This is a genomic window from uncultured Limimaricola sp. (genome assembly GCF_964022235.1).
In the GTDB taxonomy this organism is placed as follows: domain Bacteria; phylum Pseudomonadota; class Alphaproteobacteria; order Rhodobacterales; family Rhodobacteraceae; genus Limimaricola.
Genome location: NZ_CAXHZL010000005.1, coordinates 142,387 through 167,675, shown reverse-complemented (window position 1 = coordinate 167,675; position 25,289 = coordinate 142,387). Strand labels below are relative to the sequence as shown.

22 protein-coding genes and 1 tRNA gene are annotated in these 25,289 nt (G+C 67.9%); 15 read left to right on the top strand and 8 right to left on the bottom strand.

Going from position 1 to position 25,289, the window contains the following annotated elements:
- Positions 1–113: 113 nt before the first annotated feature.
- From cysQ to AADJ02_RS08785, 8 genes are all read left to right on the top strand, one after another.
- Positions 114–908 carry a 3'(2'),5'-bisphosphate nucleotidase CysQ gene (gene cysQ, locus AADJ02_RS08820; RefSeq protein ID WP_341212627.1) on the top strand — a complete coding sequence of 265 codons (795 nt, stop codon included), beginning with the start codon at positions 114–116 and terminating at the stop codon, positions 906–908.
- Positions 908–1,711, top strand: a complete 804-nt coding sequence (locus AADJ02_RS08815; protein WP_341212626.1) for a manno-octulosonate cytidylyltransferase — start codon at positions 908–910, stop codon at positions 1,709–1,711. The genes cysQ and AADJ02_RS08815 overlap by 1 nt, the downstream gene beginning before the upstream one ends.
- Positions 1,708–2,949, top strand: a complete 1,242-nt coding sequence (locus AADJ02_RS08810; RefSeq protein ID WP_341212625.1) for a glycosyltransferase — start codon at positions 1,708–1,710, stop codon at positions 2,947–2,949. Before AADJ02_RS08815 ends, AADJ02_RS08810 begins: the two co-directional genes overlap by 4 nt.
- A gap of 122 nt (positions 2,950–3,071) precedes the next feature.
- Positions 3,072–3,968, top strand: a complete 897-nt coding sequence (gene galU, locus AADJ02_RS08805; RefSeq protein WP_341212624.1) for a UTP--glucose-1-phosphate uridylyltransferase GalU — start codon at positions 3,072–3,074, stop codon at positions 3,966–3,968.
- Between the two features lie 4 nt (positions 3,969–3,972).
- Positions 3,973–5,160, top strand: a complete 1,188-nt coding sequence (locus AADJ02_RS08800; protein WP_341212623.1) for a glycosyltransferase — start codon at positions 3,973–3,975, stop codon at positions 5,158–5,160.
- A gap of 30 nt (positions 5,161–5,190) precedes the next feature.
- Positions 5,191–6,201, top strand: coding sequence for a glycosyltransferase family 2 protein (locus AADJ02_RS08795; protein WP_341212622.1), 1,011 nt, complete (start codon positions 5,191–5,193; stop codon positions 6,199–6,201).
- Entirely contained in the window at positions 6,198–7,904 is a 1,707-nt protein-coding gene (locus tag AADJ02_RS08790; RefSeq protein ID WP_341212621.1) for a beta-1,6-N-acetylglucosaminyltransferase, read from the top strand. Before AADJ02_RS08795 ends, AADJ02_RS08790 begins: the two co-directional genes overlap by 4 nt.
- A complete protein-coding gene (locus AADJ02_RS08785) occupies positions 7,897–9,318 on the top strand; it encodes a nodulation protein NodH (protein ID WP_341212620.1) in 1,422 nt (473 codons plus the stop codon). Before AADJ02_RS08790 ends, AADJ02_RS08785 begins: the two co-directional genes overlap by 8 nt.
- 34 nt (positions 9,319–9,352) lie before the next feature.
- On the opposite strand, the gene AADJ02_RS08780 is transcribed toward AADJ02_RS08785, so the two are convergent.
- The 8 genes from AADJ02_RS08780 to AADJ02_RS08745 form a co-directional block, all read right to left on the bottom strand.
- A complete protein-coding gene (locus AADJ02_RS08780) occupies positions 9,353–9,817 on the bottom strand; it encodes a PTS sugar transporter subunit IIA (protein ID WP_341212619.1) in 465 nt (154 codons plus the stop codon).
- Between the two features lie 52 nt (positions 9,818–9,869).
- On the bottom strand, positions 9,870–10,445 hold the full coding sequence (gene raiA, locus AADJ02_RS08775) for a ribosome-associated translation inhibitor RaiA (protein ID WP_341212618.1): 576 nt from the start codon (positions 10,443–10,445) through the stop codon (positions 9,870–9,872).
- Positions 10,446–10,669: 224 nt separating this feature from the next.
- Positions 10,670–11,431, bottom strand: coding sequence for an LPS export ABC transporter ATP-binding protein (lptB, locus tag AADJ02_RS08770; protein WP_341212617.1), 762 nt, complete (start codon positions 11,429–11,431; stop codon positions 10,670–10,672).
- Positions 11,428–11,913 (bottom strand): LptA/OstA family protein, encoded by a 486-nt coding sequence (locus AADJ02_RS08765; RefSeq protein WP_341212616.1) that lies wholly within the window; start codon positions 11,911–11,913, stop codon positions 11,428–11,430. The genes lptB and AADJ02_RS08765 overlap by 4 nt, the downstream gene beginning before the upstream one ends.
- On the bottom strand, positions 11,910–12,515 hold the full coding sequence (lptC, locus tag AADJ02_RS08760) for an LPS export ABC transporter periplasmic protein LptC (RefSeq protein WP_341212615.1): 606 nt from the start codon (positions 12,513–12,515) through the stop codon (positions 11,910–11,912). Before lptC ends, AADJ02_RS08765 begins: the two co-directional genes overlap by 4 nt.
- A gap of 1 nt (position 12,516) precedes the next feature.
- Positions 12,517–13,497: a KpsF/GutQ family sugar-phosphate isomerase gene (locus AADJ02_RS08755; RefSeq protein ID WP_341212614.1), complete on the bottom strand. Its 981-nt coding sequence runs from the start codon at positions 13,495–13,497 to the stop codon at positions 12,517–12,519.
- 1 nt (position 13,498) lies between these two features.
- A complete protein-coding gene (locus tag AADJ02_RS08750; protein WP_341212613.1) occupies positions 13,499–14,110 on the bottom strand; it encodes a ribonuclease D in 612 nt (203 codons plus the stop codon).
- Positions 14,111–14,141: 31 nt separating this feature from the next.
- Positions 14,142–14,228 (bottom strand) — tRNA-Leu (locus tag AADJ02_RS08745).
- Positions 14,229–14,427: 199 nt separating this feature from the next.
- Between AADJ02_RS08745 and AADJ02_RS08740 the strand changes: the two genes are divergently transcribed.
- From AADJ02_RS08740 to mtgA, 7 genes are all read left to right on the top strand, one after another.
- Positions 14,428–15,411, top strand: a complete 984-nt coding sequence (locus AADJ02_RS08740; protein WP_341212612.1) for a complex I NDUFA9 subunit family protein — start codon at positions 14,428–14,430, stop codon at positions 15,409–15,411.
- A gap of 15 nt (positions 15,412–15,426) precedes the next feature.
- On the top strand, positions 15,427–16,233 hold the full coding sequence (locus AADJ02_RS08735; protein ID WP_341212611.1) for an undecaprenyl-diphosphate phosphatase: 807 nt from the start codon (positions 15,427–15,429) through the stop codon (positions 16,231–16,233).
- A 158-nt stretch (positions 16,234–16,391) separates the two neighbouring features.
- The gene (locus AADJ02_RS08730) at positions 16,392–17,831 is read left to right on the top strand and encodes an NAD(P)-dependent oxidoreductase (RefSeq protein WP_341212610.1); all 1,440 of its coding nucleotides are present in this window, start codon (positions 16,392–16,394) and stop codon (positions 17,829–17,831) included.
- 128 nt (positions 17,832–17,959) lie between these two features.
- Positions 17,960–18,679 (top strand): hypothetical protein, encoded by a 720-nt coding sequence (locus tag AADJ02_RS08725; protein ID WP_341212609.1) that lies wholly within the window; start codon positions 17,960–17,962, stop codon positions 18,677–18,679.
- A complete protein-coding gene (gene gltB / locus AADJ02_RS08720) occupies positions 18,666–23,213 on the top strand; it encodes a glutamate synthase large subunit (RefSeq protein WP_341212608.1) in 4,548 nt (1,515 codons plus the stop codon). Before AADJ02_RS08725 ends, gltB begins: the two co-directional genes overlap by 14 nt.
- 183 nt (positions 23,214–23,396) lie before the next feature.
- Entirely contained in the window at positions 23,397–24,404 is a 1,008-nt protein-coding gene (locus tag AADJ02_RS08715) for an alpha/beta hydrolase (RefSeq protein ID WP_341212607.1), read from the top strand.
- 111 nt (positions 24,405–24,515) lie between these two features.
- Positions 24,516–25,283: a monofunctional biosynthetic peptidoglycan transglycosylase gene (gene mtgA / locus AADJ02_RS08710; protein WP_341212606.1), complete on the top strand. Its 768-nt coding sequence runs from the start codon at positions 24,516–24,518 to the stop codon at positions 25,281–25,283.
- Positions 25,284–25,289 lie beyond the last annotated feature (6 nt).

The following is a 25,289-nucleotide window of genomic DNA, read 5'->3' as shown; positions in this document are numbered from 1 at the left end:
TTTCTTGCCGATCCCCGGACGGGATACCATAAGGAGATCGCTCCGACCTATCAACATTGCATGAAGCAGGTGGCGATTCCGGGGCGGCACAGGGTCAAAGGACGATTGGGCATATGGATTTCGACAGGCTGACGCAGGTGATGCGCAAACTCGCGATCGAGGCGGGCGAAAAGATCATGGAGATCTATGATGGTCCCGATTTCGACGTGCGTGCCAAGAGCGACGACAGCCCCGTCACCGCCGCCGACGAAGCCGCCGACGCGCTGATCTCCGCAGGGCTGCGCGCCGCCTTTCCCGACATGCCCCTCGTCACCGAAGAGCAGTCCGACAGCCACGGCCAGACCGTGAGCACCTTCCTGATCGTCGACCCGCTCGACGGCACCAAGGAGTTCGTGCAGCGCCGCGGCGACTTCACCGTCAACATCGCCCTCGTCGAGGACGGCCAGCCGACGCGCGGCGTGGTCTATGCCCCGGCCAAGAACCGGCTGTTCTACACCGACGCCTCTGGCGTTTCGGTCGAGGAGCAGGGCCCCTTCGACGCAGATACCCCCGGCACCACCGCGCCGATCAAGGTCGCGACCCCCAATGCGGCGCTGCGCGTGGTCGCCTCCAAGAGCCACCGCGACGCCGCCACCGACGATTACATCGGCAAATACGAGGTCGAGGACATGAAGAGTGCAGGCTCTTCGCTCAAGTTCTGCCTCGTGGCCACGGGCGAGGCCGACATCTATCCGCGTCTGGGGCGCACCATGGAATGGGACACGGCGGCTGGCCATGCGGTGCTCGGCGGCGCGGGCGGCAAGGTCGTGCGCTTCGACGATCACACGGTGCTGGGCTATGGCAAGCCGGGGTTCGAGAACCCGTTCTTCATCGCCTATGCTCCGGGCGTGGATCTGGCAAAACCCTGATGTCCGTCCTCATCATCATCCCCGCCCGCTATGCCTCATCCCGTTATCCGGGCAAACCGCTGGTCGAGCTGACCGGGGCCACGGGGGAGGCGCGCAGCCTGATCCGCCGCTCCTGGGAGGCGGCGATGCAGGTCTCCGGCAACCCGCGCGTCGTCGTCGCCACCGACGATGACCGCATCCGCACGGCCGCCGAAGCCTTCGGGGCCGAGGTGGTCATGACCTCCGAGGCCTGTCGCAATGGCACCGAGCGCTGCGGCGAGGCGTTCGATGCGCTGGGTGGTGGCTTCGAGATCGTGGTGAACCTGCAAGGCGACGCGCCGCTGACGCCGCCGTGGTTCGTGGAGCGGCTGATCGAGGATCTGCGCGATCATCCCGTGGCCGAGGTGGCGACGCCGGTGCTGCGCGCCGATGCCGCGGCGCTCAAGGGGTTTCGCGAGGATCGGCGGGCGGGGCAGGTGGGGGGCACCACGGCGGTGTTCGGCACCGACAACACCGCGCTCTACTTCTCCAAGGAGGTGATCCCCTACACCGGGCGCGACGATTACGCCGCCGACGAGGCGACGCCGGTGTTCCACCATGTCGGCGTCTATGCCTATCGCCCCTCGGCATTGGCTGCCTATGGCCGCTGGCCGCAGGGGCCGCTCGAAACGCTTGAGGGCCTCGAGCAGCTGCGCTTCCTCGAGCGCCGCGTGCCAATGCTCTGCGTCGAGGTCGAGGCGCGCGGGCGGCAGTTCTGGGAGCTCAACAACCCCTCGGACGTGCCGCGTATCGAGGCGATGCTCGCCGAGATGCAGGTGGCGTGACGCCGCTCCGCGTCAGCGTCGTCATCGCCAGCCGTGGCCGCCCGGGCGCGCTCAGGCTGTGCCTGACGGCGCTGGCGCAAAGCCGCCACCCCGCCTTCGAGGTGGTGGTCGTCACCGATGCCGAAGGCGCGGCGGCGCTGGCGCCATGGGGCGACAGGATCCGGGTGCGGCGCTGCGACGAGGCCAACATCGGCCGCGCGCGCAACATCGGCGTCGAAGCGGCGGCGGGCGAGGTGGTGGCCTTTCTCGACGACGACGCCCTGCCGGAGCCGGGCTGGCTCGCCGCCCTCACGGCCCCCTTCGAGGACGAGACGGTGGCGGCGGCGGGCGGTTTCGTGCGCGGGCCCGGTCATTTGGGCTGGCAATGGCGGGCGCGCGCCGCCTTCGCCGACGGCAGCTGCCGCGAGTTGGTGCTCGAGGACGACGCGCCGGTGGTGCTGCGTGGCCGGCTCGGGCGCGGCATCAAGACCGAAGGCACCAACATGGCGGTGCGGCGCGGCGTGCTGACCGCGATGGGCGGTTTCGACCCGGCCTACCGCTTTTATCTCGACGAGACCGACCTGAACCTGCGGCTCGCGGCCATGGGCGCGTGCACCGCGATCGTGCCGCTGGCGCAGGTGCATCACGGCTATCTCGCCTCGCCCCGGCGCCGCGACGACCGGGTGCCGCGCGATCTGTCGGACATCGGCGCGAGCCTCGCGGTGTTCTTGCGCCGCCATGGCGCGCGGCTCGACGGCAACGCGCGGATCGACGCCGAGCGGATGGCGCAGCGGCAGCGGCTCTTGCATCACATGGGCTGGGGTCGGATCGCGCCGGGCGATGTGGGTCGGCTGATGGCGAGCTTCGAGGCCGGGGTATCCGAGGGACGGCTCAGGCCGCTGGAACGGCTCGTGCCGCTCGACGAGCCGCCGCCCGCCTTCGCGCCGCTGCTGGACCCCGCGCCGGCGCAGCCCTCGGTCTGGCTCTCGGCGCGGCCTTTCACGGCACGCGCGCAGATGGCCGAGGCGGCGCAGATCGCCGAGCGTGGCCATGTCGTCACGCTTCTGGTGCTGTGGCCCGACGCGCGGCGGCACCGGCTCAGGTTCGATCCACGCGGCGTCTGGGTGCAATCGGGCGGGCTGTTCGGCCCGTCGCTGCCGGGCGATCCCGCGTTCCGCCGCTGGCGCTATGCCGAGCGCGCCGCTTTCGAAGAGGCACGGCAGCGTACGCAACGCGACCCGGGCGGGACCGCGAATTGATGCATTGAGGCCATCATGATAGGAACGTGTTGCGGTTGTATGCGGTTGCTGCAAAGCAGATCGCAAAAGTTATCAGGCGGACGCTCCCTCCCCGATGCGCCGCAAGTAAAGGATTGAGGCAGATGACGACAGCACGTGTGACCAAGGCCGTATTCCCCGTGGCAGGGCTTGGAACGCGATTCCTGCCGGCCACCAAATCCGTGCCCAAGGAGATCATGACCCTCGTCGACAAGCCGCTGATCCAGTACGCGATCGACGAGGCCCGCGCCGCCGGGATTGAGGAGTTCATTTTCGTCACCGCGCGCGGCAAGTCGGCACTCGAGGATTACTTCGACCACTCCCCCGAGCTCGAATCGCGGCTGGCTGAGGACGGCAAGGACAAGCTTCTCGATGTGCTGAAGTCGACCTACATGCCGTCGGGCGCCATCGCCTATATCCGGCAGCATCAGGCACTGGGCCTTGGCCATGCCGTCTGGTGTGCGCGCAACCTGATCGGCGACGAGCCCTTTGCGGTGATCCTGCCCGACGACGTGATCGCCGCCGAGAAGCCCTGCCTGCAGCAGATGGTCGAAGCGTACCGTGAGACCGGTGGCTGCATGGTCGCGGCGATGGAAGTACCCAACGAGCGGACCTCTTCCTATGGCGTGCTCGATGTCGAGCCGGGTCAAGGCGACACCATGAAGGTACGTGGCATGGTCGAAAAGCCCAAGCCTGCCGACGCGCCCTCGAACCTCGCGGTGATCGGCCGCTACATCCTGTCGCCGCAGGTGATGCAGCACCTGAACGCCAACGAGCGCGGCGCGGGGGGGGAGATCCAGCTCACCGACGCGATCGCCAAGGAAATCGACACCGAGCGCGGCGTCTTCGGCCATCGCTTCTCGGGCGAGCGCTATGACTGCGGCTCCAAGGCAGGGTTCTTGCAAGCGACCGTGGCCTTCGGCCTCGCCCGCGAAGAACTGCGTGACGAGTTCGGCCAGTATCTCCACGAGATGATGGCGATCCGCAACGCCGCGCAATAGGCGCTTGGCCGCACCGACCTCGCTGATCCTCGACCTGACGCGGCTGGCCAGCCGCGCCGGGCGCATGGCCACCGGCGTCGACCGGGTCGAGCGGGCCTGGCTCGACGCCTGCCTTGCCGACCCCCGGCCGGTCTTCGGCCTTGTGCGCACGCCCTTGGGCTTTGCGCTGCTCGATCGGACGGGCATGGCAGGGTTTGCGCGGGCCTTCGATGGCGACAGCTGGGGCCGCGCGGGGCCGGTTGCGGCCCTGTTTCGGCGGCTCGATCCACCGCGGCGCGCGGCGCAGGGGCGGGTGCGGGCGCTAGCCATCGCGCGCTGCTCGCGGCGCGGGCTCGAGGGTCTGCTGCGACGGTGCTTGCCCTCGGGGGCGGCCTATCTCAATACCGGCCACGCCAACCTCGACGACCGGGTAATGCGCGCGCTGCACGGCGCGGGCGCACGCGTCCTCGTGCTGGTCCATGATACGATCCCGCTCGATCTGCCGCAGGCCGCGGGGCCAGGCAGCGTCGCGCGGTTCGCGCGGCGTCTCGACGTGGTGGCGCATCATGCCGACCGGGTCATCGCCACGGCCCAGGCGACCGCGGCCCTGATCGAAGCGCGGCTTGCCGAAAGGGGGCGGGTGCCGCCGATGGTGGTGGCGCCACTTGGGGTCACGCCCGCCTCACCCGATCCCACCGCGCTGCCGCCCGGCTTCGATCCCGCCCACCCCTACATGGTCGTGCTGGGCACCATCGAGCCGCGCAAGAACCACGCGCTGCTGCTCGATGTCTGGGAGCGGCTGGGCGAGGACGCGCCGCGATTGCTGATCTGCGGAGCGCGCGGCTGGAACAACGCGGAGGTCTTCGCGCGGCTCGACCGACGCGTGCCGGGTGTGTGCGAGATGCCGGGCCTGTCCGATGCGGCGGTCGCGGCGCTTCTGGGCGGCGCGCGGGCGCTGCTGTTTCCCTCGCTGGCCGAAGGCTACGGCCTGCCGCCGCTGGAGGCGCTGGCGCTGGGCTGCCGCGTGATCTGTGGCGATCTTGCCATCTGCCGCGAACTGCTGGGCGAGGCCGTCGTTTACTGCGATCCGACCGACCGCTACCAGTGGGAGCGGGCGATCCGGGCGCATGTCGCGCCGCCCGGCCTGCCACCGCCACGCGTCCCACCACCCGGTTGGGCGGCACATGTGGAGCGCGCGCTTCGGGGGCTTTGATCGGTCGCAGGGCCGCGGGGAGACGCACGCTTGGGGGCTTGGCAGACATACCGGCTGAGACTGCAGCGCAAGAGATGGCGGCTGCGGGCGCTGCGCAAGCGGCGCGAGATGTCCTGCGTCGTTGACCGAAGCGCGCAGATCCGCTCCGCCGACATCCTCGCCTTCACCACGCTGCGCAACGAAGCCGCCCGGCTGCCGCATTTCCTCGACCACTACCGGGGCATGGGCGTCGCGCATTTCCTCATGGTCGACAATGGCAGCGACGACGGCGGAGCGGAGTACCTCGCGGCCCAGCCCGATGTGTCGCTATGGCGCAGCGACGCCAGCTACAAGCGCGCGCGCTTCGGGGTCGATTGGCTCAACTGGCTGATGCGCCGCCATGGCCACAGCCATTGGTGTCTGACCGTCGATCCCGACGAGTTGCTGGTCTATCCCTTCTGCGACACGCGCCCGCTCAAGGCGCTGACCGACTGGCTCGACGCCTCCTCAATCCGCAGCTTCGGAGCGATGCTGCTCGATCTCTATCCCAAGGGGCCGATCGGCGCGCAGCCCTTCACACCGGGCGACGATCCTCTCGAGATCGCCTGCTGGTTCGACCCGGGCAACTACAGCATCTCGCGCAACGCGCTCTACGGCAACCTGTGGATCCAAGGCGGGCCACGGGCGCGGATGTTCTTTGCCGACACGCCCGAACGCGCGCCCGCGCTCAACAAGATCCCGCTGGTCAAATGGGACCGCCGCTACGCCTATGTCAGCTCGACCCACATGCTGCTGCCGCGCGGGCTCAACCTCGTCTATGACGAATGGGGCGGCGAGAAGACCTGCGGCATGCTGCTCCACACCAAATTCCTCGACGGCTTTGGCGCCAAGGCCCGCGAAGAGCTGCAGCGGGGTCAACATTACGCCGCAAGCGCCGAGTACAAGGCCTATGCCGCCGGGCTTGAGGCGGACCCCGAGCTGTGGTGCCGATGGAGCGAAAGATACATCAACTGGCGGCAGCTCGAGGTGCTGGGGCTGATGTCGCGGGGCAACTGGGCATGAGCCTCGGCGTCGTGATCCTCGTGCACAACGCGCTGGGCCGCGCCACCGAAGTGATCCGGCATTGGGCGCTCTCGGGCTGCCCGGTGGTGGTGCATGTCGACAGCGCCATGCGGCCTGCGCGGTTCGAGCGGTTTCGCGCGGGCTTCGACGACATCTCCGACCGGGTGCTGTTTTGCGACCGGCACCGCTGTGAATGGGGCGGCTGGGGCATCGTGGCGGCGACGCAGTCGGGCGCGCGGATGATGCTCGACAGCTTTCCAGAGGTCGCGCACGTCTATCTCGCCTCCGGCTCTTGTGTGCCGCTGCGCCCGGTGTCCGAGCTGACCGCCTATCTGGCCGCGCGCGGCGACACCGATTTCATCGAAAGCGCGACCGTCGCCGATGTGCCGTGGACCGTCGGCGGCCTGTCCGAGGAGCGGTTCAGCTTGCGCTTTCCCTTCTCGTGGAAGCGCCAGCGCTGGGCTTTTGATCGCTACGTTGCGCTGCAGCGGCGCCTTGGGGTGCGGCGGCGCCTGCCCGCGGGGCTCGTGCCGCACATGGGGTCGCAATGGTGGTGCCTGACTCGCGGCACGCTGGAGGCGATCCTGTCGGACCCGCAGCGCCCGGCGCTCGATCGCTACTTCGCCCGCGTCTGGATCCCCGACGAAAGCTACTTCCAGAGCCTCGCGCGGCGCTGGTCGAAGCGGATCGAAAGCCGGTCTCTGACCATGTGCAAATTCGATTTTCAGGGCAAGCCGCACCTGTTCTACGACGATCACCTGCCCCTGCTGCGCCGCTCGGACTGCTTCGTGGCGCGCAAGGTCTGGCCCCGAGCCGAGGCGATCTATGCGCAGATGGCTGCGGGCGGCCATGCGGCCGAGACGGCCGAGCCGGCCCCGGCCCGGATCGACCGGGTCTTTGTCGCGGCAACCGAGCGGCGGGTGCGCGGCCGGGCCGGGCTCTACATGCAAAGCCGGATGCCCAACGAGAATTGGGAGAATGGCTTTACCGCCGCGCCCTACGGCGTTCTGGAGGGCTTTGCCGAGCTTTACGAAGGCTTCGAGGGCTGGTTCGCCCGCGCCAGCGGCGCCACCGTGCATGGCCATCTCTTCGCCCCCGAGGGGGCCGCTTTCGAGGAGGGGGCCACGCTGTGGCGCGGCGGGCTGTCCAGCAATGCGGTGCTGCGCGATCATGATGCGCGGCGGTTTCTCACCAACCTGATCTGGAACGGGCGCGGCGCGCGGCAGGTGTTCCAGTTCGGCCCGCGCGACAGCCAACATGTAAGCTGGGACATCGCCAAGGACCCCAACGCCCGGATCGGTGTCATCTCGGGGGCCTGGGCGGTGCCGCTGTTTCGCTCGGGCCGAGCCGTGGCCGATCTGCGCGACACGGCCGCAAGGCTGCAAAAGACCGAGGCCGATCATCTGGGGGTCCTGCGCTCGCCCTATGCCAAGGCGCGGGTGAGGATCTGGACGCTGGCGGAGGTCCTCGAAGCCCCCTCCGAAGCACTGGCGCAGATGCTGGCCGATATCGCGCCCTCCCGCGTCGGCGTGCTGCCGGACCCGCCGCCGATGCTGCCGCTCGACGGGTTTGGCGGGTTCCTGCAGGAGATGCGCAATCGCGGCATGCATCCTTATCTGACCGGCGACATCCCCGCCGAGCCGAGGACCCGCCCGCGCCGTCCCGCCCCCAAGCCCTATCTGGTGAGCCGCCCCAATGCCTGACTTCGACAGCTTCGTGGTGCTCGCCGAGATGCGCACCGGCTCGAACTTTCTTGAAAGCAATCTCAACGCGCTCGAGGGCGTGACTTGCCATGGCGAGGCCTTCAACCCGCATTTCATCGGCTCGCCCAAGGATGCGCCGATCCTCGGGGTGGACCGGGCCGCGCGCGATGCCGCCCCGCTGGAACTGCTGTCCAAGCTGCGCGCCGCACCGGGGCTGCACGGGTTTCGCTATTTCAGCGATCACGACCCGCGATTGTTCGCGCCGCTGATGGAGGAGCCGCGCATCGCCAAGATCGTGCTGACCCGTAATCCGGCGGATTCCTACGTCTCGCACCGCATCGCCGCGGCGACGGGGCAGTGGAAGCTCACCGACGCGCGTCACTTGCGGGCCGAGCGCGTCGCCTTCGACGCCACCGGCTTCGAGCAGCATCTGGAGCGCTTGCAGCAGGCACAACTGCGCATCATGGGGGCGTTGCAGCGCGGTGGGCAGACCGCCTTCTACATCGACTACGACGACCTTCAGGACGTGGCCGTGCTCAATGGTCTGGCAGCCTGGCTCGGAGTGGAGGCACGGCTGGAGGCGCTCGACCGCAGTCTCAAGAAACAGAACCCCGAAAGCCTCTCCGAGAAGGTCGAGAACTTCGACGAGATGCAGGCGGCGCTGGCGCGGATCGACCGGTTCGATCTGGGCCGCACGCCTAATTTCGAGCCGCGCCGCGGCCCGATGGTCCCGAGCTACCTCGCGCCTGCGCGCAGCGGCCTGTTGTGCCTGCCGCTCAAATCCGGGCCGGAGGCGGCGCTGCGGGGCTGGCTCGAGGCGCTCGACGGTGCGCCCGTGCGCGATGGTTTCACCCAAAAGACGCTGCGCGCGTGGCAGGGCGCGCATCCGGGACATCGCAGCTTTGCGGTGCTGCGCCACCCGGTGGCGCGGCTGCACGCGGCGTTCTGTGAACGGATTCTCAACCCCGGTCGGGGCGGCTTTCACGAGATCCGCGAGACGCTGCGCCGCCGCTACGACCTGCCTATTGCCGAGGATGCGGCGGGCCCCGACCCGGATCCGGCGCGCCACCGTGCGGCCTTTGTGGCCTTCATCGGCTTCGTGAAGGCCAATCTGGGCGGTCAGACCGCGATCCGGGTCGATGCGGCCTGGGCCAGCCAGAGGACGCTGTTGCAGGGGATCGCCGAGTTCGAATGCCCCGACGCGATCCTGCGCGAGGCGGAGCTTGGCGACATGCTGCCGGATCTGGCGGCAAGGGTGGGCCGCGAGGCGCCGAACTGGCCTGCAGACACCGACCCGCACGAAGCCGCCCTCGCAGCGATCCATGACACGGAGATCGAGACCGCGATCCGGGCGGTCTACGCCCGCGATTACGCGCGGTTCGGCTTTGGGGACTGGCAGCCGCTCTGCGGCTGAGAGAGGGCTTTGGACAAGAGCGTCAGCCGGGCTTTCAGGCGGCTTGGATCGCCGGGCCTTCGGTCAGGATCGCGTGCAGCGTTCCGGCCTCGGCATTGGCGCGCAGCTTCTGACAGGTGGCGGTGTCGCGCAGCGTGCGCGACACCAGCGCCAGCGCCTTGAGGTGTTCGACACCGCTGCCGTCGGGGGCGAGCAGGCAGAACACCAGATCCACGGGCTGACGGTCGATCGAATCGAATTCGAGCGGCTTGTCTAGGCGGATGAACAGGCCGCGCACCCGGTCGAGCCCCTGAAGCCGCGCATGCGGCAACGCCACGCCGTGACCGACGCCCGTGGGGCCGAGACCCTCGCGCTCGAGCAGCGCCTCGACGACCCGTGGGGACGTCAGGTCGTAGCAGCTCTCCGCGAGATCCCCGAGGTCCTGGAACAGCCGTTTCTTGGAGCTGGTCGAAGCCAGCATCTTGACGCCGTCCACCGGAAGGATCTCGGAAATCTGCATAGGGAATCCCCTGTCTGCGAGGCGGGCTCGGAGAGCCAGGATCTGGCGTCTCCTAGCCGATGTTGCGCGGGTCGATCCACCCGAAATTGCCGTCATCGCGCTTGTAGACGACGTTGATCCCGCTGTGCTTCTCGTTGCGGAACACCAGCACCGGGGCGTCCGTGAATTCGAGTTGCATTACGGCTTCGCCGACCGAGAGTTCGGGAATCTTGGATTCCATCTCGGCGACGATCATCGGGGCGAGGCTGTCCTGCTCGGTTTCGTCATTGTCTCCTGACGCGGCGAGGATATAGGAGCCCGCGAGGGATTGTTCAACCGGGTTCGCACGCGCCTTGTGATGGTCCTTCAGGCGACGCTTGTAGCGCCTGAGTTGCTTGTCCATCTTTTCACAGCAGGCTTCGAAGGCGGCGTAGATCTCGTTGGCTTTGCCAGAGGCCTGCGCGGTGAGACCGGTCGACAGATGCACCACGGCTTCGCAGACATGCTCGTGGCCCGAGCGCGAGAACACCACATTGGCGTCGGTCGGGCGACCGGCATACTTGCCCAGCGTGACGCCTAGCTCGGTCTGCACATGGGTTTGCAGCGCCTCGCCGATCTCGATCTGTTTGCCGGTGATCTGGTAGCGCATGGAGGTCTCCTTCAGAGGCACGACGCGGCGACGCGCGCGCGAGGCGGGCGTGGGGTCCGGGTCGGCAGGGGGTGGGGATGGGCAGCGCCTTCGGTCTCCAAGGATCGTCCGGCCCGTCGCGTCGGAGCCGTCAGTGCCTGTGGACAAGAGTGGTCGGACTGCGTCATCGAGTCCCATCTCGCCCGATCGCGGCCCCGCTTGTCAACGTCGGCGTTGCGGCGCGATCAGCCGATGCGGAAGCCTTGGCCGAGATAGACCCGGCGCACGTTCTCGTCGCGCACCACCTCGTCGGTGGTCCCGGACATCAGGACCTTGCCATCATGCAAGATGTAGGCGCGGTCGACGATGCCGAGCGTTTCGCGCACGTTGTGATCGGTGATGAGCACACCCAACCCCCGCGTCTTGAGCGCCGCCACGAGGTCGCGGATGTCGCCAACGGCGATCGGGTCGACGCCCGCGAAGGGCTCGTCGAGCAGCACGTAGCGCGGGTTCGCGGCAAGGCAGCGCGCGATCTCGACCCGGCGGCGTTCGCCCCCCGAAAGCGCCAGCGCCGGGGCGCGGCGCAAGTGGCCGATGGAGAAGTCCGACAGCAGCTCTTCGAGCCGCTCGCGCCGGGAGGTGCGGTCGGGCTCGGCGATCTCCAGCACCGCGAGAATGTTGTCCTCGACGTTGAGGCCGCGAAACACCGACATCTCCTGCGGCAGGTAGCCGATACCCAGACGCGCGCGGCGGTACATCGGCAGCAGCGTCGCGTCGCGCCCGTCGATCATCACCTGACCGCCCTCGGGGCTGACCAGCCCGGCGATGGAGTAAAAACAGGTGGTCTTGCCCGATCCGTTGGGGCCCAAGAGCGCCACGACCTCGCCGCGGTCGAGGTGCAGCGACACGTCGCGGATCACCGGGCGCTTGCGATAGCTCTTGCGCAGGCCGGTGACGCGCAGGCCTCCGGTTCCCGGCGTCAGGTCAAGGGCGGGGCGGTCGCTCATTGCGCGGGCTCGATGACGCTGCGCACGCCGCCGGTGAGCTGCGCGGTGCCGGCGGCGAGGTCGATCTCCATGCGCTGCGACGACAGCGCGGTGCGCCCTTGGGTGAGCAGCACGTCGCCGATCAGGGTCAGCATGCCGCCCGAGATGTCATAGACGGCGCTCTCGGCCTCGGCGGCTTCGGTCGCGGTGACGAAGGTTACGCCGCCCACCGCCTCGAGCCGGGCGATCTCGCCGGAGGCGTCGTCATAGACCACCTCGACCGTGGCGGCCGAGATCTTCATATCGCCCTGACCGATCAGCACGTCGCCCTCGAAGGTGGCGCGGCCCGTGGCCTGATCGACGCTCAGGCTCTCGGCGGTGACCTCCACCGGGGCAGAGGGATCGGCGGTGAGCCCGCCCAGCGCCATCTGGGTCTGGGCCGTGGCGAGGCCGGGCAGCAGCAGGCCCGTCATCAAGACGGCAAGGGCGGTGGTGCGGATCATGGGCTCTCTCCTCGGCTTGAGGGATCATATAGCAGCCGCACGCCCCCGGAGAACACCATGCGCGGCGCGGTCTCCTCCGGCAGCTCGGTGCGCATTCCTCCGGCGGTGAAACGACCGAAGGGGCCGTCGACCGTGATCGCGCCGGTGGACACGACGCCGCCGGTGCCCAGATCGGCCTCGAGCGTCGGCGTCTCGACGCTGTAGCCCATCGAGGTTTCGACCCTGACAGGCCCGTTGAAGCGTAGCTGCCGTGTGGCCGCAACGATGGCGCCCGAAGCGGCGCGCATCTCGATCCGGGCGCCGTCGGGGGTGTCGACCACACCATGCGGCGCGTCGATCGCATAGACCCCTTCGGACTGCGGGCGCACCGTCGCCGCCTCGACCGAGATCGACGCGCCGTTGTCGGCGATGCCCGCGAATCGTGGCGCGCTGACCCTTTGCTCGTTGGCGATGGCCTCGATCTCGGCAAAGGGGATATCGCCGGGCCCCTGCGGCGCGCGTGCGATCAGGAACAGCGTCGAGAGCAGCACCAGCCCGACCAGCGGCAGCAGCACCTTGGCGCGTCCGATGAAACGGGAATAGGCGTTGTCGCGGGCGTGCATCTCAGGCCACGCCCGCCCGCAGACAGTCGTGGATGTGCAGGATGCCGAGCGGGCGACCCGCGGCGTCCTCATCGTCGACGACGAAGAGGCAGGTGATCTTGCGCTCGTTCATCTGTGCCAGCGCTTCGGCGGCGAGCGCGTCGGGGCGAATGGTGCGCGGCGCGGGCGTCATGACTTCGCCGGCGCGGTGGTCGAGAAGCCCCGACATGTGCCGCCGCAGATCGCCGTCGGTGACGATGCCCGCGAGGCCCCCGTCCGCGCCCGTGACCCCCACGACGCCGAACCCCGCGCCGGTGATCGCCAGCAGCGTCTCGGACATCGGTGTGTCGAGCGTCACCAGCGGCAGCTCGGTCGCGCCGTGCATCAGGTCGCGCACCCGCGCCAGCCGCGCGCCGAGCTTGCCGCCCGGATGAAAGGCGCGGAAATCGGCCGCCGTGAAACCGCGCCCGCGCATCAGTGCGATGGCGATCGCATCGCCCAAGGCAAGGGTCATCGTGGTCGAGGTGGTGGGCACCACGCCGATGCCGCAGGCCTCGGGCAGGGCGGGCAGCACGATCGCGATGTCGGCCTGCGTCATCAGCGTGCTCTGTGGCCGCGCCGCGACGCCGATCAAAGGGATGCCGAATCGCCGCGTATGGGCCACGAGATCCGCGAGTTCGGGCGTCTCGCCCGAGTTCGACAGCACCAGCACCACGTCGCCGCGCGAGATCATGCCCAGATCGCCATGGCTGGCCTCGGCGGGGTGCACGAAGGAGGCGGGGGTGCCGGTCGAGGCGAGGGTGGCGGCGATCTTGCGGGCGATGTGCCCCGATTTGCCCATGCCCGAGACGATCACCCGCCCGGTCGCGGCGCGAATCGCCGAGATCGCAGAGGTAAACCCGTCATCGAGCCCACGTGCCAGCGCGGCCAGGCCCGCGGCCTCGTCGGCGATCACCTGTCGCGCGATCTCCAGATCCTTGGTGCGTTGCTCGGGATCGGTCATTTCAGTGCGCGAAGATGTCGGCGTCGGGCCAACCCGCGAGGTCGAGTGCTGCGCGGGTGGGCAGAAAATCAAAGCAGCTCTGCGCCAGCTCGCTGCGCCCTTCACGGGCGAGCTTGGCGTCGAGCGCTTCCTTGAGGCGGTGGAGATAAAGCACGTCCGAGGCCGCGTAATCGAGCTGCGCATTGGTCAGCTCTTCGGCACCCCAGTCGGATTGCTGCTGTTGCTTGGAGATATCGACGCCGACCAGCTCCTGCAGCAGGAATTTGAGCCCGTGCCGATCGGTGAAGGTGCGCACGAGCTTGGAGGCGATCTTGGTGCAGTAGACTGGGGCGGCAGTAGCACCGAAGGCGTGGCGCATCGCAGCGATGTCGAATCGCCCGAAATGGAACAGCTTGAGCACCTGCGGGTCTTCGAGCAGCCGCACGAGGTTCGGGGCCTCGGTCTGGCCGGGCCGGACCTGAATCATGTGGCAATGCCCGTCGCCGCCCGACATCTGGATCAGGCAGAGCCTGTCGCGGATCGGGTTCAGGCCCATGGTCTCGCAATCGATGGCCACGACGGGGCCAAGATCGAGATCGTCGGGGAGGTCGTTCTGGTAAAGGTGATTTGCCACGGTATCCTCGCTCTTGAACCACGAGGAGGGATGGTGCCCAGGAGAGGACTCGAACCTCCACGTCCTTTCGGACACTGGCACCTGAAGCCAGCGCGTCTACCAATTCCACCACCTGGGCAGGTCGTGTGAGGGGCGATCTACGGAATGGCGCGGAGGGTGTCAACGACAATCCGCGCGAATTTTCGCTGTCGCTGCGGAAGCCTGCGATGCGGCGTCTTGGTGCCACGGCGCGGGGCAGCCGACCGGATCGGCGCTTGTCCGCGTGGCCCCCTGCGGGTAAACCGCGAGGCGTCAATTCACCTTACAGGGCGGGGCAGATGACCGGACTTGTGACCATCTACGGCGGATCGGGCTTCCTCGGGCGCTATATCACGCGTCGTCTGGCGCAGCAGGGCTGGCGCATCCGCGTGGCCTGTCGCCGCCCCGAAGAGGCGCAGTTCGTGCGCACCTACGGCGTCGTGGGTCAGGTCGAGCCGATCTTTTGCAACATCCGCGACGACGACAGTGTGCGCGGCGCGATGACCGGGGCCGACGCGGTGGTGAACTGCGTGGGCGTGCTGGCTGAAAAGGGCCGCAACACCTTCAAGGCGGTGCAGGAGGAGGGCCCCGAGCGGATCGCCCGCATTGCCGCCGAGCTGGGCGTGACGCGCATGGTGCAGATCTCGGCGATCGGTGCCGACGCCGAAAGCGAGAGCGAATACGCCCGCAGCAAGGCGGCGGGCGAGGCCTCGGTGCTGCGCCACATGCCGCAGTCGGTGATCCTGCGCCCCTCGATCCTGTTCGGCGCGGAGGACGAGTTCTTCAACCGCTTCGCCTCGATGGCGCAGATCTCGCCGGTGATCCCGGTGGTCGGCGCCGATACCAAGTTCCAGCCGGTGCATGCCGACGACGTGGCCCATGCCGCCGCCCTCGCAGTGACCGGTCATGCCGCCCCCGGCGTCTACGAGCTGGGTGGGCCGGACGTGCATACCTTCCGCGAATTGATCACGCAGATGCTGCATATGATCCGCCGCCGCCGCATGGTTCTGGCGCTGCCGTTCGGCGTCGGTCGCCTGATGGCCATCGCCGGCGGTCTGGTGCAGATGCTGACCCTCGGGTTGGTCCGCGCGCCGATCACCGCCGATCAGGTCGCCAATTTGCGCCGCGACAATGTCGTGAGCAGCGGTTCCAAGGGCTTCGCCGATCTTGGAATCGAGCCCATCGCGATGGAGGCCGTGCTGCCCGACTACCTGTGGCGCTTCCGCCCCTCGGGGCAGTATCTCTCCATCAAGGAGTCGGCGCAGAACTTGCGCCCGCACTAACGAACGGACATAGCCATGACCGGAGAGACGATTCTCCTGCCACTCCTCCTTGGCCTTCTGGAGGGGCTAACGGAGTTCATCCCGGTGTCTTCGACCGGTCACCTGCTGCTCGCGGGGCATTTCCTCGGCTTCGAGAGCACGGGCAAGACCTTCGAGGTGGTGATCCAGCTCGGCGCGGTGCTGGCGCTGCTCACGCTCTATTTCGGGCAGCTCTGGCGCGTGCTGCGCGATGCGCCGCACGACCCGGCGGCGCGGCGCTTCATCGCCGCGGTGCTGATCGCCTTTCTTCCGGCAGCGGTGATCGGCGTGCTGGCGCATGACATCATCAAGACGGTGCTGTTCGAGACGCCCGTGCTGATCGCGGTGATGCTGGTGCTGGGCGGCATCGTGCTGCTCTTCGTCGATCGCATGGCGCCGAATCCGCGCCACGGCGACGCGATGAAGCTGCCGGTGCGCACCGCGCTTGCCATCGGGTTCTTTCAGGTTCTGGCCATGGTGCCGGGCGTCTCGCGCTCGGGTGCGACCATCGTTGGCGGTCTGTTGATGGGCGTGAACAAACGCGCGGCGGCGGAATTCTCGTTTTTCCTGTCGATGCCGACCATGGCAGGCGCGGTGGCCTACGACCTGTTCAAGAACCGTGACGTGCTCGATTGGAGCTCGCTCAATGAGATCGCCATCGGCTTTGCCCTGGCCTTCGTTTCCGGTGCCATCGTGGTCAAATGGCTGCTGGGCTACGTCTCCCGCCATGGCTACGCGCTGTTCGGCTGGTGGCGAATCATCGTGGGCCTCGTGGCTCTGGCCGGGCTTCTTCTGGTCGGGTGAGGCGGTAGGTATCAGTTACTGACCTAAAAATACGGCGCAGGGCCGAGAATTTCACGATCCTGCGCGCGAAAGCGGTTAATAGGTCAGGCGTACTGCCTTTTCATCGTCACGGCCTTTCTGTATCCCCTCTCGCGAGCCCAGCCAGAGGGAGACAAGCCATGGCCGAGAATAAGATGCTGAAATTCGTGTCCGTACCGCGGGACATGCCGGAAAAGCGTCTGGCCACAGCGCGGCGCGAGGATTTCCAGGAAATCTACGCCGAGTTCGCCCGTGACAAGGCGGCCGAGCAGTCGAGCCGCTGCAGCCAGTGCGGCGTGCCCTATTGCCAGACGCATTGCCCGCTGCACAACAACATCCCCGACTGGCTGCGCCTGACCGCCGAAGGCCGCCTGCAAGAGGCCTACGAAGTCTCTCAGGCCACCAACACCTTCCCCGAGATCTGCGGCCGCATCTGCCCGCAGGACCGCCTGTGCGAAGGCAACTGCGTGATCGAGCAGTCGGGCCACGGCACCGTCACCATCGGCTCGGTCGAGAAATACATCACCGACACGGCGTGGGACGAAGGCTGGGTCCAGCCGATCCGCCCCGCGCGCGAGCGCAGCGAGAGCGTCGGCATCATCGGCGCGGGCCCCGGTGGTCTGGCCGCCGCCGATTATCTCCGCCGTGCCGGCGTGCAGGTCACGGTCTACGACCGTTACGACCGCGTCGGCGGGCTGATGACCTACGGTATTCCGGGCTTCAAGCTTGAGAAGGAGATCGTCGAGCGCCGCACCCGTCAGTTCGAGGAGTCGGGCGTCGAGTTCGTGCTCAACTGCAAGGTCGGCGAGGACATCTCCTTTGACGCGATCCGCGGCAAGCACGACGCGGTGATGATCGCCACCGGCGTTTACAAGTCGCGCGATCTGGCCGACAGCGACCACAATGGCGTGGTCCGCGCCATCGATTACCTCACCGCGTCGAACCGCAAGAATTTTGGCGACGAGGTGCCCGAGTACGACAGCGGCGAGCTGAACGCGGCGGGCAAGAACGTCGTGGTCATCGGCGGCGGCGACACCGCCATGGACTGCGTGCGTACCGCGATCCGTCAGGGCGCCGAGAGCGTGAAGTGTCTCTATCGTCGCGACCGGGCCAACATGCCGGGCTCGCAGCGCGAGGTCGCCAACGCCGAGGAAGAGGGCGTCGAACTGGTCTGGCTGTCGGCTCCCAAGGGGTTCGATTGCGGCCCGAACGGCGTCGAGGGCGTCCACGTTCACAAGATGCGCCTTGGCACCCCGGATGCGACCGGCCGCCGCATGCCCGAGAAGATCGAGGGCGCGGATTATGTCGAGAAGGCCGACCTCGTGGTCAAGGCGCTCGGCTTCGAGCCCGAGGATCTGCCGACGCTCTGGGGCGTCGAGGGTCTCGAAGTGACCCGCTGGGGCACCGTTCGGGCCGAGTTCGGCACCGGCGCGACCTCGCTCGACGGTGTCTATGCCGTGGGCGACATCGTGCGCGGGGCCTCGCTTGTGGTCTGGGCGATCCGCGACGGGCGTGACAGCGCCACCGCCATCGTCGACTATCTCGATCAGTCCGCCAGCGCCGGCGTCGCCGCCGAGTGAGCGGATGGCGCGGGCCGCGTGGCCCGTGCTGCCAAGCGTCGGTTCCGGGGCCGATGCCCCGGCCTTCGGGCCGGGGTCGCCTGATCCCCGATGATCCCTGTCCCGCCGACCCTGTTTCGGAGACCGCCATGAAGACGCCTATCGCCCTTCTGCTTTGCGCGTTGCCAGCCGTGGCCACGGCGCAGGCACCGCGCCAGGTGACGCTGCCCGAGGGCTGCACCGCCGAGCTGACCGTGCAGACCGCGAACTGCAACGTGTCGCACCATTTCACCTGTGAGGCCGACCCCGAGGGCTGGCGCCGCAGGGTCGATCTCGACCGCGACGGCGTGAGCTATTTCGGCGCCATCGACGCCGAGACCCAGTGGGTCGAAAGCGTCTATCCGCGCGCCGACCGGCGCGAGGCGCTCGGCCCCGATCCCGTCGATCCGGCTTCGTTCACCGAGCTGTCGGAAACCGGAGCCGACAGCTTCGATTTCACGACGCTGTCGGATCAGGTCGGCGAAACCCGCTATGTCGGCTTCGACAGCCTGACCGGCGAAACCGTCGTCATCGACGGCGTCGAGCTGGAGCGCACCGATTACGAGGTGCGCGCCATCGGCCCCGACGGCGAAACGCTGTGGCTCAGCCGCGGCACCGAGTTCATCGACCGCGCCCGGCGCATCTTCCTGTCGGGCACCAGCGAAGTGACCGGATCCGAGGGCAGCTTCACCTCGGACGATACGCCGGTCGAATTCATCCTTCCGGGCGAGCCGGGCTTCCTCTCGTCCAACCCCAAACACGGCTGCGGCGCGACCATGTCGTCAGCACCCGCCCCCATCGCCAAGGAGATCTTCCATGACCACCTATGATGACGCCTGGGTCGCCTCGGAAGAGGCCAAGCGCAAGTACATGGCCGAGCACGGCCTCTACCGCGAAGACGACGAGCATGCCTCCTGTGGCGTAGGCCTCGTCGTTGCGATCGACGGCACGCCATCGCGCGCGGTGGTCGAAAAAGGCATCGCCGCGCTCAAGGCGGTCTGGCACCGCGGCGCCGTCGACGCCGACGGCAAGACCGGCGACGGTGCCGGCATCCACGTGCAGATCCCGCGCGCCTTCTTCGAGGACCAGATCCGCCGCACCGGCCACGAGCCGATGGCCGACCGCCGCATCGCCGTGGGTCAGGTGTTCCTGCCGCGCAACGATTTCGGCGCGCAGGAGACCTGCCGGACCATCGTCGAGACCGAAGTGCTCCGCATGGGCCACTATATCTATGGCTGGCGCCACGTTCCCGTCGACGTCACCTGCCTCGGCGAAAAGGCCAATGCCACGCGCCCCGAGATCGAGCAGATCCTGATCCGCTGCGAAAAGGACATCGACGAGGAGCAGTTCGAGCGCGAGCTCTACATCATCCGCCGCCGCATCGAGCGCGCCGCGATTGCCGCCGGTGTGCGCGAGCTTTACCTCGCCTCGCTGTCGTGCCGCAGCGTGATCTACAAGGGCATGATGCTCGCCGAGCAGGTGGCCGTGTTCTATCCCGACCTGCTGGACCCGCGCTTCGAGAGCGCCTTCGCGCTCTATCACCAGCGCTATTCCACCAACACCTTCCCGCAGTGGTGGCTGGCCCAGCCCTTCCGCATGCTCGCCCACAACGGTGAGATCAACACGCTCAAGGGCAACACCAACTGGATGAAGAGCCACGAGATCCGCATGGCGTCCTCCACGTTCGGGGAGATGGCTGAGGACATCAAGCCGATCGTGCCGCAGGGCAGCTCCGACTCGGCCGCGCTCGATTCGGTGTTCGAGGTGCTGGTACGCGCCGGGCGCAACGCGCCGATGGCCAAGACCATGCTGGTGCCCGAGGCCTGGTCCAAGAGCCGGGTCGAGATGCCCGAGGCCTGGCAGAACATGTATTCCTACTGCAACGCCGTGATGGAGCCGTGGGACGGCCCCGCCGCCCTCGCCATGACCGATGGCCGGTGGGTTTGCGCCGGTCTCGACCGCAACGGGTTGCGGCCGATGCGCTACGTGGTCACCGGTGACGGCCTGCTGGTCGCGGGCTCGGAGGCCGGCATGGTGCCCGTCGACGAGGCCAGCGTCGTCGAGAAGGGCGCGCTCGGGCCGGGTCAGCTCATCGCCGTCGACATGACCGAAGGCCGCCTGTTCCACGACGCGGAGATGAAGGACAAGCTCGCCGCTTCGCAGCCCTTCGGCGAGTGGATCGAGAAGGTCGTGAACCTCAACGACATCCTGCGCGACGTGCCCGAAGAACCGCTGTTCGAGGGCCCCGAACTGCGCAAGCGCCAGATCGCCGCCGGCTACTCGATCGAGGAGCTGGAGCAGGTGCTGGCGCCGATGGCCGAGGACGGCAAGGAGATGATCGCGTCAATGGGCGACGACACGCCCTCGGCCGTGCTTTCGACCAAGTACCGGCCGCTGTCGCACTTCTTCCGGCAGAACTTCTCGCAGGTGACCAACCCGCCGATCGACAGCCTGCGCGAAAGCCGGGTGATGTCGCTCAAGACCCGCTTCGGCAACCTCAAGAACGTGCTGGATGAAAGCTCGTCCCAAGCCGAGATCCTCGTGCTGGAGAGCCCGTTCATCGCCAATGCCGAGTTCGACACCATGGTCGAGCAGTTCGGCGATCAGGTGGCCTTCATCGACTGCACCTTCCCGGCGGGCGGTGCGGCCGAGGGGCTGCGCGCCGGGCTCGAGCGCATTCGCGCCGAGGCCGAGGACGCGGTGCGTTCGGGTGCGGGGCACATCGTGCTCACCGATCAGCATCAGGATGAGGACCGCGTCCCGATGCCGATGATCCTCGCCACCTCGGCGGTGCATTCGTGGCTGACCCGCAAGGGCCTGCGGACCTTCTGCTCGGTCAACGTGCGATCGGCCGAATGCATCGATCCGCACTACTTCGCGGTGCTGATCTCCTCGGGTGCGACCACGGTGAACGCCTATCTGGCGCAGGACAGCCTCGCGGATCGCCTGAACCGCGGCCTGCTCGAAGGCACGCTCACCGACATCATGCGCCGCTACCGCGACGCGGTGGACGCGGGCCTTTTGAAGATCATGGCCAAGATGGGCATCTCGGTGATCTCGTCGTATCGCGGCGGCCTGAACTTCGAGGCCGTGGGTCTGAGCCGCGCCATGTGCGCCGAGTATTTCCCCGGCATGCACAGCCGCATCTCGGGTATCGGCCTCACCGGCATCCAGAAGAAGCTGGAGGAGGTGCACGCTCGCGGCTGGACCAAGGACGGCGCCGATCTCGGCACGCTGCCGATCGGCGGTTTCTACAAGTCGCGCCGCTCGGGCGAGAAGCACGCTTGGGAAGCTACGACCATGCACATGCTGCAGGCCGCCTGCGACCGCGCCTCTTATGAGCTGTGGAAGCAATATGCTTCGACCATGCAGGCCAACCCGCCGATCCATCTGCGCGATCTGCTGGCCATCAAGCCGATGGGCGAAGCGATCCCGATCGAGCAGGTCGAAAGCATCACCTCGATCCGCAAGCGCTTTGTCACGCCGGGCATGTCTCTGGGCGCGCTCAGCCCCGAGGCGCACAAGACGCTCAACGTCGCGATGAACCGGATCGGCGCCAAGTCCGACTCTGGCGAAGGCGGCGAGGATCCGGCGCATTTCCTGCCCGAGGCCAACGGCGACAACCCCTCGGCCAAGATCAAGCAGGTGGCATCGGGCCGCTTCGGCGTCACCGCCGAATACTTGGGCGCCTGCGAGGAGCTGGAAATCAAGGTGGCGCAGGGCGCCAAGCCCGGCGAGGGCGGCCAGCTTCCCGGCATGAAGGTCACCAAGCTGATCGCGCGGCTGCGGCATTCGACCGAGGGCGTGACCCTCATTTCGCCGCCGCCGCACCACGACATCTACTCGATCGAGGATCTCGCGCAGCTGATCTACGATCTCAAGCAGATCAACCCGCGTGCCAAGGTGACGGTGAAGCTGGTGTCGTCCTCGGGCGTCGGCACCATCGCGGCGGGCGTGGCCAAGGCCAAGGCCGACGTGATCCTGATCTCGGGCCACAACGGCGGCACCGGGGCTTCGCCTGCGACCTCGATCAAATACGCGGGCCTGCCGTGGGAGATGGGTCTCACCGAGGCGCATCAGGTTCTGTCGATGAACAACCTCCGGGGCCGCGTGACGCTGCGCACCGACGGTGGCCTGCGCACGGGTCGTGACATCGTCATGGCCGCGATGATGGGGGCCGAGGAATACGGCATCGGCACCGCCGCCCTCATCGCCATGGGCTGCATCATGGTGCGCCAGTGCCAGTCCAACACCTGCCCGGTGGGGGTCTGCACCCAGGACGAGGCTCTGCGGGGCAAGTTCGCGGGTAACGCCGACAAGGTGGTGAACCTCATCACCTTCTACGCGCAGGAAGTGCGCGAGATCCTGGCGTCGATCGGCGCGCGGTCGATCGACGAGGTGATTGGTCGGGCCGACCTGCTGACGCAGGTCAGCCGTGGTTCGGCGCATCTCGACGACCTCGACCTCAACCCGCTCCTGATCACGGTCGATGGCACCAAGAGCATTCGCTACGACCGCAACAAGCCGCGCAACGAGGTGCTCGACACTCTGGATGCGGAAATCGTCAAGGACGCCCAGCGCTTCCTCAACGATGGCGAGAAGATGCAGCTGCAATACGCGGTGCAGAACACGCACCGCACCATCGGCACCCGCACTTCGGCGCATATCGTCGCCAACTTCGGCATGCGCAACTCGCTGCAGCCCGACCACCTGACCGTGAAGCTGACCGGTTCCGCGGGCCAGTCGCTCGGCGCGTTTGCCGCCCCCGGCCTCAAGCTGGAGGTCTCCGGTGACGCCAACGACTATGTCGGCAAGGGCCTGTCGGGCGGCACCATCGTGGTGCGCCCGCAGATGCAAAGCCCTCTGGTGGCCTCCGAAAACACGATCATCGGCAACACCGTGCTCTATGGTGCGACGGCGGGCTATCTCTTTGCCGCCGGCCGCGCTGGCGAGCGGTTCGCGGTGCGCAACTCGGGCGCGCATGTGGTCATCGAAGGCTGCGGCACCAACGGGTGCGAATACATGACCGGCGGCGTCGCGGTGATCCTCGGCTCCATCGGCGCCAACTTCGGCGCGGGCATGACCGGTGGCATGGCCTATCTCTATGACCCCGAGGGTCTGGCAGAGCCCTTGATGAACACCGAGACGCTCGTCACCTGCGGCGTCACGGTCGATCATTGGGAGCGCGAGCTGCACGGCCTCATTGAGCGTCACCAGCTCGAGACCGGTAGCCGCAAGGCCGCCGAGATCCTGCAGCATTGGGACAGCGAGAAGCACAACTTCCTGCAGGTCTGCCCCAAGGAGATGCTGCGCCACATCCCGCACCCCCTCACCGTCGAGGAGGTGGCGCTGCCCGCCGAGTGATCGGACACAGCGTTTGAAATTCGAAAAGGGCCGGGGCGGCGACGCTCCGGCCCTTTTGCCTGCGAGCGGAGGTCATGGCCGCCATGCGGGAACCGGGATGGGCCTTTGAGGGTAGTCGTGCTGCACCGCAACATCGCCAAGGACGGCGGCGAGCACGCGGCCCCCCACGAATGGATACGCCCGATGACCTCCCCGAACAGACGAGATTCGGCCTCCCTCACACGCGCGGCGTCGCAGCGGCTCAAGATCCGCGCCGTCGCGGGAACCGCCATGGCCACTATGGCGGCCTCGGCCTATGCCAACCACCGCCTTGCCAAGCGCGCTGAACGTGACAACCCGCCCATCGGGCGCTTCATCACCGTGCAAGGCGTGCGGCTGCATTACCTCGAACGCGGCACCGGCCCGGCGCTGGTCCTGCTGCATGGCAATGGCAGCATGATCCAGGACTTCGAGAGCAGCGGGCTGATCGACATGGCGGCGCGAACCCACCGCGTCATCGTTTTCGACCGGCCCGGCTATGGCCACAGCAGCCGTCCCCGCGGCATGATCTGGACGCCAGCAGCGCAGGCGGCGTTGTTTCACGAGGCAATGCGCCGGATCGGCGTGACGCGCGCCACGGTACTGGGCCACTCCTGGGGCTGCTCGGTGGCGGTGGCCCTTGCGGATCGCTTCCCCGGAACGGTTTCAGGGTTGGTACTGGCCTCGGGTTATTACTACCCCAGCGCGCGCGCCGACGTGGTGGGCCTTTCGGTCCCGGCGGTCCCGGTGCTGGGCGACGTGCTGCGCTATGCCGTGTCGCCGCATCTGGCGCGGCTAACGTGGCCCGCCGTCATCGAGCATCTCTTTGCCCCGCGCCCGGTGCCGCCGAAATTCGCGGGCTTTCCCAAGGAGATGGCGGTGCGCCCCTCGCAGATCCGCGCCAGTGCGGCCGAAACCGCCCTGATGATCCCGCGCGCCGCCGCAGCACGGCCGCGCTATGCGGCGCTTTCGATGCCCGTCGCCATTCTCGCAGGGGCCGAGGACCGGCTGATCGACTGCGAAGAGCAGTCGGCGCGGCTGCATGAGGAGATCGCGCAGAGCAGCTTCGACCGCCTGCCGGGCGAGGGCCACATGATCCACCAGACCGCGACCACGGCGCTGATGGCGGCGATCGACAAGGTCGCCGCGCCACGCACCCTTGCCGTCGCCTGAGCGGGATGCGGGCCGGGAGCGGTGCGGTGGACGTACCGGCCCCGGTCGGCGCCCCGTGGACGCCCCGAGGTTCGGCTTGACCCGGCCCCGGCGGGCAAGGTCTATGGCGGCATGGCCAAGCCCGTGAACACCTCCCGATCCGGCTCCGCATCCCGTCGGAGCAAGGCGCGTGCCGCCGCTCGAAAGGCGTCCGACACCCCGACACCCGGTGGACCGACCCGGCTGATCGCGCGTGCCCTGCTCTGGGCGGTCCTTGGCCTTGTCGGCCTTGCGGGCGTGATGGTGCTGGTGTTTTCGACCATCAACCCGCCGATCACCCCCTACATGATGTCCGAGCGTGCCCGTCTGGGCGAAATCACCCATGACTGGGTGCCGATGGACGAGATCGCCCCGGTCATGGCCCGCGCCGCCGTCGCTGCCGAGGACGCGGACTTCTGCCTGCATTGGGGTCTCGATCTCAAGGCGATCCGTACCGCCATGGCGCAGGGCGGCAATCGCGGCGCCTCGACGATCAGCCAGCAGGTGGTCAAGAATGTCTATCTCTGGCAGGGACGTAGCTGGCTGAGAAAGGCGCTCGAGGCCGGATTGACCCCCGCCGTCGAGGCGGTCTGGACCAAGAGGCGCATCCTCGAGACCTATCTCAACGTCGCCGAGTTCGACGAGGGCGTGTTCGGCGTTGGCATGGCGGCGCCGCATTACTTCGGCGTGTCCGCAGCCGATCTGTCGGAGGTGCAGGCCGCCCGCCTCGCCGCGATCCTGCCCGACCCCAAGGGGCGCTCGGCCTCCAGCCCGTCGGACTTCGTGCGCAGGCGGGCGGGCCAGATTCTCGACGGGGCCGCCACGATCCGCCGCGATGGGCGCGACGACTGCTTCGAGTGACGCGCG

Bases quoted from the DNA above. Each gene is read 5' to 3' on its own strand.
- AADJ02_RS08755 (WP_341212614.1), bottom strand. From the start codon at position 13,497: ATGACCGATCCCGAGCAACGCACCAAGGATCTGGAGATCGCGCGACAG.
- AADJ02_RS08785 (WP_341212620.1), top strand. From the start codon at position 7,897: ATGCCTGACTTCGACAGCTTCGTGGTGCTCGCCGAGATGCGCACCGGC.
- AADJ02_RS08725 (WP_341212609.1), top strand. From the start codon at position 17,960: ATGAAGACGCCTATCGCCCTTCTGCTTTGCGCGTTGCCAGCCGTGGCC.
- AADJ02_RS08790 (WP_341212621.1), top strand. From the start codon at position 6,198: ATGAGCCTCGGCGTCGTGATCCTCGTGCACAACGCGCTGGGCCGCGCC.
- AADJ02_RS08780 (WP_341212619.1), bottom strand. From the start codon at position 9,817: ATGCAGATTTCCGAGATCCTTCCGGTGGACGGCGTCAAGATGCTGGCT.
- lptB (WP_341212617.1), bottom strand. From the start codon at position 11,431: ATGAGCGACCGCCCCGCCCTTGACCTGACGCCGGGAACCGGAGGCCTG.
- cysQ (WP_341212627.1), top strand. From the start codon at position 114: ATGGATTTCGACAGGCTGACGCAGGTGATGCGCAAACTCGCGATCGAG.
- AADJ02_RS08815 (WP_341212626.1), top strand. From the start codon at position 908: ATGTCCGTCCTCATCATCATCCCCGCCCGCTATGCCTCATCCCGTTAT.
- mtgA (WP_341212606.1), top strand. From the start codon at position 24,516: ATGGCCAAGCCCGTGAACACCTCCCGATCCGGCTCCGCATCCCGTCGG.
- lptC (WP_341212615.1), bottom strand. From the start codon at position 12,515: ATGCACGCCCGCGACAACGCCTATTCCCGTTTCATCGGACGCGCCAAG.
- galU (WP_341212624.1), top strand. From the start codon at position 3,072: ATGACGACAGCACGTGTGACCAAGGCCGTATTCCCCGTGGCAGGGCTT.
- AADJ02_RS08740 (WP_341212612.1), top strand. From the start codon at position 14,428: ATGACCGGACTTGTGACCATCTACGGCGGATCGGGCTTCCTCGGGCGC.
- AADJ02_RS08715 (WP_341212607.1), top strand. From the start codon at position 23,397: ATGACCTCCCCGAACAGACGAGATTCGGCCTCCCTCACACGCGCGGCG.
- gltB (WP_341212608.1), top strand. From the start codon at position 18,666: ATGACCACCTATGATGACGCCTGGGTCGCCTCGGAAGAGGCCAAGCGC.
- AADJ02_RS08735 (WP_341212611.1), top strand. From the start codon at position 15,427: ATGACCGGAGAGACGATTCTCCTGCCACTCCTCCTTGGCCTTCTGGAG.
- AADJ02_RS08765 (WP_341212616.1), bottom strand. From the start codon at position 11,913: ATGATCCGCACCACCGCCCTTGCCGTCTTGATGACGGGCCTGCTGCTG.
- raiA (WP_341212618.1), bottom strand. From the start codon at position 10,445: ATGCGCTACCAGATCACCGGCAAACAGATCGAGATCGGCGAGGCGCTG.
- AADJ02_RS08730 (WP_341212610.1), top strand. From the start codon at position 16,392: ATGGCCGAGAATAAGATGCTGAAATTCGTGTCCGTACCGCGGGACATG.